The following is a 12028-nucleotide window of genomic DNA, read 5'->3' as shown; positions in this document are numbered from 1 at the left end:
TGCGCGGGGACGTCGGCGACGTCCCCGCGCAGCGGCCGATGCGAGTCGGTGCCTACGAGCCGAAGGTGTAGTCGTAGCTGGTCTCGACGACCTCGACCGGGGCCTCGACGACCGTGGTCGCCGCGCCCGTCTCGTAGTAGTCGCCGTAGGTGACCGACTGGTCGACGAAGTCGTTCGAGCTCGTGTCCTCCACCGTGTACGTGTACTCGGCGGTCGTCGTCGACAGGTCGGGGGCGAAGTCCCCGGTCGTCGTCGAGGCGTCGATCGTCGTGTCGGTCGACAGGTCCGTCGTCGTGTCCGTCGACAGGTCCGTCGTCGTGTCGGTCGACAGGTCGGTGACGACGGTCGTCGACAGGTCGACGTCGCCCACGGAGGCGTCCACCGACTGGTCGAGGTCGCCCGTGGTCGTCGAGCTGTCGACGGCCGTGACGTTGCCCGTGTTGGTGGCGAGGTTCAGGTTGCCACCGACCGTGGTCGACTCGTCGCTCGACAGGTCGACGTCGCCCACCGAGTTGTCGGTCGACAGGTCGACCGCGAGGGTGCCGAACGTGACCGAGTTGTCGGTCGTGTCGGCGATCGCGACGGTGTTGCCCGAGTCGGTCGTGCGCGTCTCCGTGTTGCCGATGCCGCCCACGTTCGAGCCGTCGGCCCAGTAGTCGCCACCGATGGAGCTGTCGGTCGACAGGTCGACCGCGCCCACCTCGAGGGTCGTGTCGATCGAGTTGTCCGTCACGGTCGACGTGTTCGTCGTCGTGTCGGTCGAGTTGTCGTCGTTGCTCGACAGGTCCACGGCCACGTCGCCCACGGACAGCGAGTTGTCGTTCACCGTGTTCGTCGTCGTGTCGACCGAGTTGTCGTCGTTGCTCGACAGGTCCACCGCGACGTCGCCCACCGTGAGCGAGTTGTCGGTGTCGATCGAGTTGTCGACGTCGCCGACCGTGAGGGAGTTGTCGGTCACGATCGAGGTGTTCGTCGACGTGTCGACCGAGTTGTCGTCGTTGCTCGACAGGTCCACCGCGACGTCGCCCACCGTGAGCGAGTTGTCGGTGTCGATCGAGTTGTCGGAGTTGTTCGAGTTGTCGGAGTTGTTCGAGTTGTCGGAGTTGTTCGAGTTGTCCGAGTTGTCCGACAGGTCGACCGCGACGTCGCCCACCGTGAGCGAGTTGTCGGTGTCGATCGAGTTGTCGGAGTTGTTCGAGTTGTCCGAGTTGTCCGACAGGTCCACCGCGACGTCGCCCACCGTGAGCGAGTTGTCGGTGTCGATCGAGTTGTCGGAGTTGTCCGACAGGTCGACGTCGCCCACCGTCAGGGAGGCGTCCGTGGTGTTGCCGGTGTTCTCGGCGTTGTTCTGGTCGCCACCGACGGAGACCGAGTTGTCGGTGACGATCGACGTGTCCGTGTCGCTCGAGTTGTCGGAGCTGTTCGAGTTGTCCGAGTTGTTCGAGTTGTCGTTGCCCGAGTTCTCGGCCTGGTTCTGGTTGCCGCCGACGGTCGTCGAGCTGTCGGAGTTGTCCGAGTTGTCCGAGTTGTCCGACAGGTCGACGCTGACGTCGCCGACCGTGATGGACGCGTCCGTCTCGTTGCCCGTGTTCTCGGCGTTGTTCTGGTCGCCGCCCACGTCGACGGAGTTGTCCGAGTTGTTCGAGTTGTCGGAGTTGTTCGAGTTGTCGTTGCCCGAGTTCTCGGCCTGGTTCTGGTCGCCACCGACGGTCGTCGAGCTGTCCGAGCTGTCCGAGTTGTCGTTGCCCGAGTTCTCGGCCTGGTTCTGGTTGCCACCGACGGTCGTCGAGTTGTCGGAGTTGTCCGAGTTGTCCGAGTTGTCCGAGTTGTCCGAGTTGTCGGAGTTGTCCGAGTTGTCGGAGTTGTCGTTGCCAGTGTTCTCGGCGTTGTACTGGTTGCCGCCCACCGAGACCGAGCTGTCCGTCGCGTTGCCGGTGTTCTCGGCGTTGTTCTGGTCGCCGCCGATCGAGTTGTCCGTCGCGTTGCCGGTGTTCTCGGCGTTGTTCTGGTCGCCGCCGACGGTGTTGCCCGTGTTCTCGGCGTTGTTCTGGTCGCCGCCGATCGAGTTGTCGTTGCCCGTGTTCTCGGCCTCGTTGTTGTCGCCGCCGACCTTGTCGCCCTCGGCGAGCGCGTCGCCGCCGGCCATGACGCCGCCGTCCTGCACGACGGTCTGGTCGCCGCCGAGGACCATGTTGCCGTCGCCCTGGTTCTGGATGATGTCGCGGCCCGCGGCCTGCGCGGTGTCGCTCGCGACGACGTTGCCGTCGCCCACGACGATCGGGTCGTCGGTGACGAGGTCGCCGCCGACGGCGAGGCCACCCTCGCTCGCGAAGACCTGGCTGACGTCGCCGTCGGACCAGATGTTCTGGATGAGGCCGCTGTTCTCGAAGTTGCTCACGTTCGTGACGAGCTGCTTGATCATCGCGGCGGGCGCGATGGCCGCGGCGGCGGCACCGCTGCCGCCGGCCGACGCGAGGGCGACGGCGCCGGGCGCCGAGTTCGCGATGAGGGGCGTGATGGCGTCGACGTCGGCGCACGAGACGTCGCCGAGGCCGGCCTCGGACAGCACGGCCTCGGGGTCGGCGCTGAACGAGTCGGCGCGCATCGGGTCTGCGAGCAGCTCGAGGATGAACCGCAGAAGTTCGGTGGTGGTGGACATGATCGCTCCTTGAAGTACTGCACCTCGACCACATGCGCGGTGGGTGACGTTTGCTCACCATATGAGCGGCGTCCCCCGCCGCACGTCGGGGGCGATGCCCCTGCCTGGGTCCCTAGCGACCGGCCGTCCTCATCCCTCGCGACGGAGGATGACTAGGGGATGCACTAGGGGATCCGGGCTCGACGGATCCACCTCGAGACCCTGATCCGGCCTCATGCCGCTCACTAGGGTTGGCTCATCGCACGGGGGGAGCTTCGGTTGGTCGGCATGGAGGTCGGGGCGACGACGGTCCGCAGGAGCGACGCGTCCCCCACGCCCATCGAGGCGGAGACGGCGCCCCTCGACCTGCTGCATCGCGTCGCCGTCGACGAGCCGTTCGTGCGGCTCGACGGCGACCGGCCGGAGCTCGAACCCGTCGCCGCCGTCTACGCGGCGGTCGTCGAGGAGGCGCTCGAGGGCCTGGCGACCTCGGCGGAGGATCCCATCGCCCTCGCGGTGCCCGGCTGGTGGCCTCCGAACGCCAGGTCGCGGGTCGCTCGAGCGCTCGAGGCCAGGGGCGTCGTCGCCGTGCTCGTGAACGACGCCGAGGCCGCCGTCGCCCAGGCGACCGCCGAGGGCGTCCGGCTGCCGAGCACCGTCGCCGTGCTGAGCCTGCGCTCGATGCAGACGAGCGTCGTCGTCGTGCGCGACTGCCGCACGCGTCCGACGGCCCTGCTGAGCCCTGCGCCCGTGCTCGAGGAGGGCGGGCATCTGCTCGACGTCGCCGTGCTGCAGCACGTGCTGCGCGGACTCGACGACCTCGACGAGGGCATCGACCGCGAGGCGCCCGCGCTCGTCGCCGCCGCCCGCGACGCGCTGACGCGATGCCGCGCGGCGCGCGAGGCCCTCTCGACGAGCGTCGCGCAGTCGCTGCACTCCGAGCCCTTCGGCACGACGCGGCGCATCCGGCTCCTGCGCAGCGAGCTCGAGGAGCTGTCGAGCGACTGGACGGATGCCGTGGTCGGCCTCGTGCGCACGGCGCTCGAGCAGACGCCCGACGACGTCGACACCGTGCTGCTCACCGGTGGGCTCGCGAGCATGCCGGCCGTCAGCCAGCGGCTCTCCGCGGATCTGGGCGTCGAGGCCATCGTGCCCGCCGATCCGCAGCGCACCGCCGTCCACGGGGCGCCGCTCGTGCTCGCGGCGCTGCTGCGCGATGCGCGCGTGCCGCGCTGGCAGCGGCTCGCACGCTCCGTGCGGACGCTGGGTCGAGCCGGTGCGCGGCGCGACGCCGGTCGGCGATCGAGCCAGGACACGACGGACTCGGCGCAGCCATGACGCGCGACGATGCGGACGCGGCGGGCGTCGACGACCGCGCAGACGAGCGACGTCGGCTGCTGCTGCACGTCGCCGCGTCGAGCCCGCACAGCGCCCTCGAGCTGTCCGCCCGCCTCATGCGGTCGCGGCAGGCGGTGCAGGAGGACCTCGACGCGCTCATGACCGAGGGCAGGGTGCACCTCCACGAGGGCAACCTCCACGCCGCCGCCGGGGCGCGCATCATCGCCGAGGCGCCGGATGCGCAGCTGCGCGAGCTCTTCGACCAGGTCCTCGCCGAGCTCGAGTCGGGCACGAGCGCGCGGCCCGCGACCCTCGTCGCGCTCGCCGAGGCGGGCTGCCACGATGCAGCGCTCCTCCGGCTGCTCGTGCGCGCCGCAGGGGATCGCCAGGAGGATGCCGGCCTGCTCGCCGCGCTGTCGCTCGTCGTGCGCGCCCGCGGCGAGTCGGAGTCCGAGGTCGCCCTGCTGCGCGCGGCCGACGCCGCCGGCCGCGGGCGCGCCGACGCGGTGCTCGCCCTCACCGAGCCGCTGTTCGGCTCGGCGTCCGAGGCCGTGCGCGCTCGCGCGGCGATCCTCGCCGCCGGCGCCCACATGCAGGGCAACCGGCTCGAGCAGGCGTCGGCGCTCTTCGAGCACGCCGGTCGCGGTCGTGCGGGGACGGACGCCGTGTGGGCCGTCGTCGCCGCGATCGGCCGGGGCGACGTGGAGGAGGCGCGGCGGTGGCGTGCGGCGATGGGCGCCGCGTCGCTCACGAGCCGCGACGCGGGCTTCGCCGATCTCGCCGATGGTCTCCTGCTGAGCGTCGAGGGCGCGGGCGACGGTGCGCTCGACGCGCTCGCTCGCTCGGTCTCGACGCTCGCGCCGCTCGGCGCCGGCGTCGTGATGTTCGAGACGCCCGCAGCCCTCGCCGCGCTCATCGCGATCGGCCGCGGAGAGCCGGCGACGGCCGAGCTGCTGCTCGAGCGGGCGCTGCGCGCCGAGATGGGCGGCGAGAGCGGGCGCCGCCGGCACCTGCTGCTCATCTCGTGGGCGCTCATGGTGCAGGGCCGCATGGATGCGGCCGAGGCCAGGCTGCGCGACCTCGGCAGCCGCCAGGCGCTGTGCGATCGCGACCTGCTGCTGCACTGGTGCCTCATCGCGGGCATCGCGAGGCGCCGCACCGACTCCGCGGGCATGCGCGACGCCTGGCGCGAGATCCGCGCGCTCACGTTCGGGCTGCAGATGACGCTCTACGACCTCCTGCCGCTCGGCGAGATGATGGTCGTCGCCGCGCGGCTGCGCGACGCCGACCGCATGCGGCAGATGACGACGTCGGCGGTGGCGGCGATGGAGCGGCTCGACTCCCCCATCGCCTGGTCGGCGTCCGTGAGCTGGCACGGCGTGCAGGCGGCCTTCCAGGCCGAGGACCCCGCAGCCCTCATCCCGCACGCGAATGCGCTCGTGCGGGCCGAGCGCATCAGCCCGTACGCGGCGACGCTCGCGCAGGCGGGGCAGATCTGGCTCAGCGTCCTGCGCCGCGAGGCCGACTTCGACTCCGTCGAGGCGAGCGTGCGTGCGCTCGCCGCCGTCGGCCACGTCTGGGACGCAGCGCGGCTCGCCGGCCAGGCGGCGCTGCAGCATCCCGAGCGCGAGACGGCGCTGTCGATGATGCAGCTCGCGCGCTCGATCAGCAACGAGCACGAGCGCGAGACGACGCGCGAGGTGAAGTCCTCGGCGCTCACGGCGCGCGAGCAGGAGGTCGCGAGGCTCGTGCTCGACGGCCAGGGCTACCGCGCGATCGGCGCTCGGCTCTTCATCTCGCCGAAGACCGTCGAGCACCACGTCGCGCGCATCCGGTCTCGCCTCGGCGCGAGCAGCCGTGGAGAGCTGCTCGAGCGCCTCCACGACATCCTCGCGGGCGGCGACCGCCGGGCCTGAGCCGCTAGCGGCTCCCCTGTCCGCTGCGCAGGATGCGGGCGACCTCGCCGCGCGAGGTGAGCCGCAGCTTCCGCAGCACGTTCGACACGTGCGAGCGCACCGTCGTGATCGAGACGACGAGCGACTCGGCGATCTGGTTGTTCGAGCGGCCGTTCGCCAGGTGCTCGGCGATCTGCCGCTCGCGCTCGGTGAGGAGCGCGAGACGTCCGAGGCCGCCGACGGCTGCGTGCTCGGCCTCGCCGTCGAGCAGCCGCTGCGCGCGCGGGAGGTATGCCCTCGCGTCGATGCGCTCGAGCAGGCGGATCGCCGCGCGGACCTGCACGGCGCCGGCCTCGGCCTCGCCGGTCTCGATGAGGAGCCGTCCCAGGTCGAGCAGCGTCAGCGCACGCGGCAGGGCGGGGATGTCCTGCTCGATGGCCACGTCGAAGTGCCAGCGCGCCCCCTCGAGGTCGCCCTGCGCCTGCGCGAGCCGAGCCCGCAGCCACGCGATGGCGCCCCAGTACTCCTGCCACCGCATGCCCCGCCAGTGCGCGAGGAGATCGATGAGCGTCGCGGCCTCCTCGACGCGGCCCGTGTCGAGCAGCGCGTGCGCACGGTAGGTGAGGTAGCCGTGGCGCGTGTTCGTGAGCCGCTCGGTCGCGTCGTCGGACGTCACGGCGAGCACGCCCTCCGCATCGCCGGCGGCGCGAGCGACCTCGCACTCGGCGAGCAGCGTCTGGTCGGGGGCGTAGCCCTCCCAGCGGATGGAGCGCTGGCGTCGCGCCTGCGCGAGCTGCGCATCCGCGTGCGCGTCGCCCGTGACGGCGGCCATGAAGACGCGCAGCGCCGCCCAGGTGACGCGGGTCTCGACGTCGAGCGCCATGTAGAGGTACTGCTCGGCGACGGCCATGAACTCCGCCGCCTCGGCGTAGTCGCCCTCGAGCACGAGGCAGTCGGTGTAGATGAGGCGGGCGGTGCCCGCCGCCCACGGCTCGCCGACGTGGTCGAGCATGTCGACGCCCTGCTTCGCGAGCGCGCGCCCGGCGCGCAGGTCGCCGTCGGCGATCGTCGCGCCTGCGACGGTCACGAGCGCGTCGACCTTGAGCGGCTGGTCGGGCAGGCGCTGGATGCGCTCGATGAGCCCGGGCACCGCGGCGCGCACGGCGTCCATGTCGGCGGCGAACTGGTCCTGCACCATCCAGAAGCAGTCGAGCATGAGGAGGTAGCCCTCGCGCGCGACGGTGAAGCCGAGTCGGGGTCGGGTCAGCTCCGCGACGTCCGCCGGGGCGCGGGCGATGAGGCCGCGCGCGTGCTGGATGAGCGGACGCACCATGGTGTGGTCGCCCGTGCGCATCGTGAGCATGACGGCCATGAAGGCGAAGAACCCCTGCACGGCTGCATCGTCCGGGCCGGTCGGCTCCGCCGCCATGAGCGCGCTCGCGCGATCGAGCGGCAGCTCGCTGCCTGGTCGGTGCGCGCCGATGACGAGCGAGACGAACTCCTGGACGATGCTCGGCGGCAGCTGCTCGATCTCGTCGAGGAGGTCGAGCACGAAGAACCCGGTCTTCGACTCGATGTGCACGAGCGCGAGGTCGAGGAGCAGCCGCTCGCGGTCGGCCGGGTCGGTCGCCGCGGCGAGCGCGTCGCGCAGCACCTCGCTCGCCGCCGCGAGGCTCCCCCGCTCGGCAGCGCCCTCGACGTAGGCGTCGACGCGCTCGCGCAGCTCGGCGCCGAGCTCGGTCTCGCCGCGCAGCGAGTGCCGCAGCGAGATGTGCCCCGTCGTCGCGGCCGCGAGCGCCCGGTAGATCGCCTTCGCACGGTCGGGCGCGACGGTCTCGCCGATGGCGCGGGCCATGAGCGCGTGCCGGGGCATGATGCTCGACCCGATGCCGGCGACGCTGAGGACGTCGGCGTCGACGGCCTCGTCGACGCTCACGGCCTCGCCGAGCGCCTTCGCGGCGGTGCTGAGCATCTGGGGCGTGAGCTCGTGCCCGGCGAGGCAGACGATCTCGCACGTGCGCTTCGTCGGCTCGTCGAGCTGCTCGAAGCGGTGCACGAGCGGGTCGCTGCCGCCTGCGGTCGCCGTGAAGGGTGCGTCCCACACGAGGTGCAGCTTCGCGATCTCGCTCTCGGTGAGCGCGGAGAGGATGCTGTCGACGGCGAGGAACGAGCCCTCGGTCTCGGCGAGGATGCGCTCGGCGGTATGCATCGAGATGCCGGCGCCGTGGCGCTCGAGCACGAGCGCGGCGATGTCCTGCACCGTGAGGGGCTCGAGCTCGTGCAGCTCGTCGAGCGGATCCTCGTCGGCGGAGGTGGCGAGGAACTCGCCGAAGCCACCGCCCTCGTGCGGGGTCCGCGTGCCGAAGGCGAGGACGACGCCGCTGCGCGTGAGCCGCGGGATGAGGTAGCGCAGCACGCGCTGCGAGCGGGGGTCGATCCACTGCGCGTCGTCGATGACGATGAGCCGCAGCGCGGGCGCGGCACCGCCGATGAGACGCTGCACGCACTCCCGGCCGATCGCGAAGGGATCGTCCTGCGCCGAGGGCGCCAGGTACCAGTCGGGGATGCGCAGGCCGGCGACGAAGCGCTCGACGAAGCTGTACGACTCGTTGCGCTCGATCTCGTCGGCGCGGAGGAAGGCGGTGCGCTCGCCCGCGGCGATGGCGGCCTGCACGAGGTCGCGCAGCAGGAAGGTCTTGCCCGCACCGGGCAGCCCCTCGACGACGAGCATCATGCCGTGCTGCTCGAGACCGCGCTCGAGGGCCTCGCGAGCGAAGCCGCGGTACGCGGGCCGTGCCGACGACGCGGGCTTGAGGGTCGTTCCGGATGCTGCGGTCATGTCTCCTCGCCCTCTTCGGCAGGCTCGTGGCCTGCCCGCAGTGTAAGTGGAGAATGCTCATGTTGGCCGAGAGGATGCGGGGTTGACGCGGGCCGATCGAGCGCTCTCGAGGTCATGTCCTGGGGTGTTCGGCACGGCTGGACGACTCGGATGGCATGCCGACGACGTACCCCGGGATGCGCCTCCACCGCGCCAGGCCGCGCCAGGACGGGCCTGTGGCGGCAGCACGTCGCGCATCGTGGACGCGACGCAGCGTCTCTGCGACGACGCCTCCGGGTCGCACGCGGCGATCCTCGACCCCTGCGCCTCGGCTGAGGAATCTTCCCGCCGATGTACCCCGTTCGCCGGTCGTGGCGACGCGGTGGGCCTACCACGAGCGATCCTCACCGCGCAGGGGGCAGCGCGATGGACGCGGCCGGGGCTACGGTCGCCAGCATGACCACGCCAGCCAGCCCCGTCGCCGGCGCCCCCGTCGCCGGGGCCGCCGTCGTCGCGATCCTCGACATCGGCGGCCTCGATCGCCGGTTCGTGCCCCGCGGCACCCGCGGCGTCGTCGAGTCGCGCACCTCGTCGGCGACGAGCCTCGTGCGCTTCGACGGCGTCGGCGCCGTCGACGTCGACGACGTCGAGATCGGCGCGGTGTCCGCGCCGTCCCCGGCGAGCACGCGCGGCTGACCGCGCAGGGTGCGCGCCTCGCGGACCGCGTCAGGTCGCGAGCGGCATGAGGAAGTCGAGCAGCGTCGCATCCTCGGGGGGCCGCGCCATCCCGCGGTGCCGAGGGCAGTAGACGCTGCGGCCGGCGACGGAGTCGACCGTCCATCCTCCGTCGAGGAGGCCGAGCAGGCTCGCGGCGAGGCTTGACGCCGACGGCGTCGCCGCCTCGCTCTCGACGCGGCGGCAGCCGGGTGCGTCGCAGGCGAGCTCGAGGGCGATCATGCGACCAGCCTCCCACCGTCGGCTATGCGGACGGCCTGCGCGGCGCCTCCCGGCTCGCTCGCGTACCCCTGCGAGCATGTGCCATGGCGTTCTGGCGCGGGTACTGGACGATCGGCGGCGCGCTCGTCGTCGCCCTGGCCCTCGTCCTGCCGCTCGTGCTGCCCGAGGCTCCGTGGTGGACCGGCCTCCTCGTCGGCGCGCTCATGCTCGCGGTCGCCTTCCCGCCGACCCGCACGGCCAGGCGCCGCTGGCTCGAGGACCCGGGCGGGCGGCACGACCCGGACGAGGCGCGCTGATCCGGCGCCGAGCGGCTCAGATGCCGTCCACGACGTCGTCGACCGTCGAGGGCTCGGCGACTGCGGCGGGCTGCACCGCAGCCGGAGGCGCGACGTCGGCCTCGGGGATGAGGTCGACGACCGCCATGCCGTGCACGCGACCGCCCTCGACGCTCGTCGTGACGTCGACGATGCGGCTGTCGAGCGGGAGGGCGTCGATCGCCTCCCGCAGCTGGATCGACGCCTCCTCGAGGGTGTCGCCGGAGAACGTGAGGATGCGTTGGAGGTCGAAGAGCATGCCTCGACGCTAGGCTGCGCGGGCGGCACGAGCGCACCCTCGCGCCGGGTGGCTCGACCTGGTACGACGAAGGGCGGCGGCCGTCGGCCACCGCCCTCCCCCGCCGCGTCAGGCGTCGACGCCGGGTGCCTCGTCCTGCACGAAGCGCAGCAGCGCGGCGTCGAACTCGTCGGCGTGCGAGGTCGTGAGGCCATGCGGCGCGTCGTCGACGACGACGAGCTCCGAGTGCGCGATCGCGGCGTGCGTGCGAGCGCCGGAGCCCTCGAAGGGCACGGTGGCGTCGCCGGAGCCGTGGATCACGAGCGTCAGCACGGTGACCTTCGCGAGGTCGTCGCGGAAGTCGGTCGTCGCCCAGGCGTCCATCGCGGCGACCGCTGCGGTCTGGGACGACTGCATGCACATGTCGACCGCGGCCTTCAGGTCGCCGTCGCCCACGCGCACGTCGCCGTCGACGGAGTAGAAGCCGCGCACGAACTCCTCGAAGAACGCGGCGCGGTCCTCGACGAGGCCGCCGCGCAGCTGGCCGTAGAGGTCGTCGCCGAGCGGGCCGTCGGGGTTGTCGTCCGTCGTGTGCATGAAGGGCGTCACGGACGCCGCGAAGACGACCGAGCGGATGCGGCTCTCGCCGTGGCGCGCGACGTAGCGCGCGACCTCGCCGCCGCCCATCGAGAAGCCGACGAGCGTGACGTCGACGAGGTCGAGGCTGCGCAGCACCGACTCGAGGTCGTCTGCGAACGTGTCGTAGTCGTAGCCGTCCTCGGGCTTGTCGGACTGCCCGAAGCCGCGGCGGTCGTAGTCGACGACGCGGAAGCCCGCGGCGGTGAGCGCGCGGCGCTGCGGCTGCCAGGACTCGGCCGACAGCGGCCAGCCGTGGATGAGGACGACGGGGCGGCCCTCGCCGCCGGAGTCGGTGATGTGCAGCTGGACGTCGGTCATGATGATGGTGCTCCCTTCGAGCAGTCGAGTCGATGGTGGTTCGTACCGCGTCATGCGCGGGGTTTGGAGGGCGCGGGACCCTTGACGCGGATCCGCGCGCCGACTAGCGGTACTCGGGGTTCTGGAACCCCCATCGCGAGCCCCCGTCCCACGCGCCCGGCAGGTTGCCCTCGGCGGGGATGCCGCCCGCGGCGCGGAGGATGCCGGCGAGGTGCATGAGGTTCCACGCCATGAACGTCACGTTGCGCTGCGTGAAGTCGTTGTCGAACCCGGCGCGCGAGCCGTCGTCGAGCTCGTCGCCGTACGACGGCCCGGGCCCCGCCTCGCCGATCCACCCGGCCTCCGCGTTCGGCGGGATCGTGCATCCGAGGTGCTGCAGCGCGTGCAGGATCACGCTCGTGCAGTGCTTGAGGCCGTCCTCGTTGCCGCCGACGAGCGCGCCGGCGACCTTGCCGTAGTACACCGGCAGCCCGTCGTCGCCGACCTCGCCCGAGTGCGCGTAGAGCCGCTCGATGGCGAGGCGCGTCTGGCTCGAGTTGTCCCCGAGCCAGATGGGGCCCGCGAGCACCAGGATGTCGGCGGCGAGCACCTGCTCCCAGATGCGCGGCCAGTCGTCGCGTGCCGCGCCGTGCTCGGTCACGTCGGGCTGCACGCCCGGCGCGACGACGTGGTCGACGAGGCGCACGACGTCGACCTGGACGCCCTGCTCGCGCAGGACGTTCGCGCTCGCCTCGATGAGGAGGTCCGTGTGGCTCGAGCCCGGCGAGGGCGTCAGGGTGCCGTTGAGGTAGAGGGCGCGGAGACCCGCGTATCGAGATGCCATGCCTCTACGCTGTCGACATCCGGCGGCGGGCGCCTGGGCTTGACTCGCGG

10 protein-coding genes are annotated in these 12028 nt (G+C 72.1%); 4 read left to right on the top strand and 6 right to left on the bottom strand.

From position 1 onward, the window contains the following. Positions 1-52: 52 nt before the first annotated feature. Positions 53-2659, bottom strand: coding sequence for an IniB N-terminal domain-containing protein (locus ABD249_RS05140; protein WP_344341113.1), 2607 nt, complete (start codon positions 2657-2659; stop codon positions 53-55). Positions 2660-2926: 267 nt separating this feature from the next. Here ABD249_RS05140 and ABD249_RS05135 point away from each other — a divergent pair, with 267 nt between their 5' ends. Beyond that, positions 2927-3976 carry an Hsp70 family protein gene (locus tag ABD249_RS05135; protein ID WP_344341110.1) on the top strand — a complete coding sequence of 350 codons (1050 nt, stop codon included), beginning with the start codon at positions 2927-2929 and terminating at the stop codon, positions 3974-3976. Then, entirely contained in the window at positions 3973-5892 is a 1920-nt protein-coding gene (locus tag ABD249_RS05130) for a LuxR C-terminal-related transcriptional regulator (RefSeq protein ID WP_344341107.1), read from the top strand. The genes ABD249_RS05135 and ABD249_RS05130 overlap by 4 nt, the downstream gene beginning before the upstream one ends. Positions 5893-5896: 4 nt before the next feature. On the opposite strand, the gene ABD249_RS05125 is transcribed toward ABD249_RS05130, so the two are convergent. Next, positions 5897-8710: a helix-turn-helix transcriptional regulator gene (locus ABD249_RS05125; RefSeq protein WP_344341104.1), complete on the bottom strand. Its 2814-nt coding sequence runs from the start codon at positions 8708-8710 to the stop codon at positions 5897-5899. Between the two features lie 435 nt (positions 8711-9145). Between ABD249_RS05125 and ABD249_RS05120 the strand changes: the two genes are divergently transcribed. Then, entirely contained in the window at positions 9146-9385 is a 240-nt protein-coding gene (locus tag ABD249_RS05120) for a hypothetical protein (protein ID WP_344341101.1), read from the top strand. Positions 9386-9415: 30 nt separating this feature from the next. On the opposite strand, the gene ABD249_RS05115 is transcribed toward ABD249_RS05120, so the two are convergent. Continuing rightward, entirely contained in the window at positions 9416-9646 is a 231-nt protein-coding gene (locus ABD249_RS05115; RefSeq protein ID WP_344341098.1) for a hypothetical protein, read from the bottom strand. A gap of 83 nt (positions 9647-9729) precedes the next feature. Between ABD249_RS05115 and ABD249_RS05110 the strand changes: the two genes are divergently transcribed. Next, positions 9730-9942 carry a hypothetical protein gene (locus ABD249_RS05110; RefSeq protein ID WP_344341095.1) on the top strand — a complete coding sequence of 71 codons (213 nt, stop codon included), beginning with the start codon at positions 9730-9732 and terminating at the stop codon, positions 9940-9942. A 16-nt stretch (positions 9943-9958) separates the two neighbouring features. On the opposite strand, the gene ABD249_RS05105 is transcribed toward ABD249_RS05110, so the two are convergent. The 3 genes from ABD249_RS05105 to ABD249_RS05095 form a co-directional block, all read right to left on the bottom strand. Then, a complete protein-coding gene (locus tag ABD249_RS05105; RefSeq protein WP_344341092.1) occupies positions 9959-10219 on the bottom strand; it encodes a hypothetical protein in 261 nt (86 codons plus the stop codon). A 108-nt stretch (positions 10220-10327) separates the two neighbouring features. Next, on the bottom strand, positions 10328-11155 hold the full coding sequence (locus ABD249_RS05100) for an alpha/beta fold hydrolase (RefSeq protein WP_344341090.1): 828 nt from the start codon (positions 11153-11155) through the stop codon (positions 10328-10330). 103 nt (positions 11156-11258) lie between these two features. Then, positions 11259-11978, bottom strand: a complete 720-nt coding sequence (locus ABD249_RS05095; RefSeq protein ID WP_344341087.1) for a flavodoxin family protein — start codon at positions 11976-11978, stop codon at positions 11259-11261. Positions 11979-12028 lie beyond the last annotated feature (50 nt).

Source organism: Agrococcus versicolor (assembly GCF_039531815.1).
Classification (GTDB): Bacteria; Actinomycetota; Actinomycetes; order Actinomycetales; family Microbacteriaceae; genus Agrococcus; species Agrococcus versicolor.
This window is presented reverse-complemented; position numbering and strand designations above follow the sequence as displayed.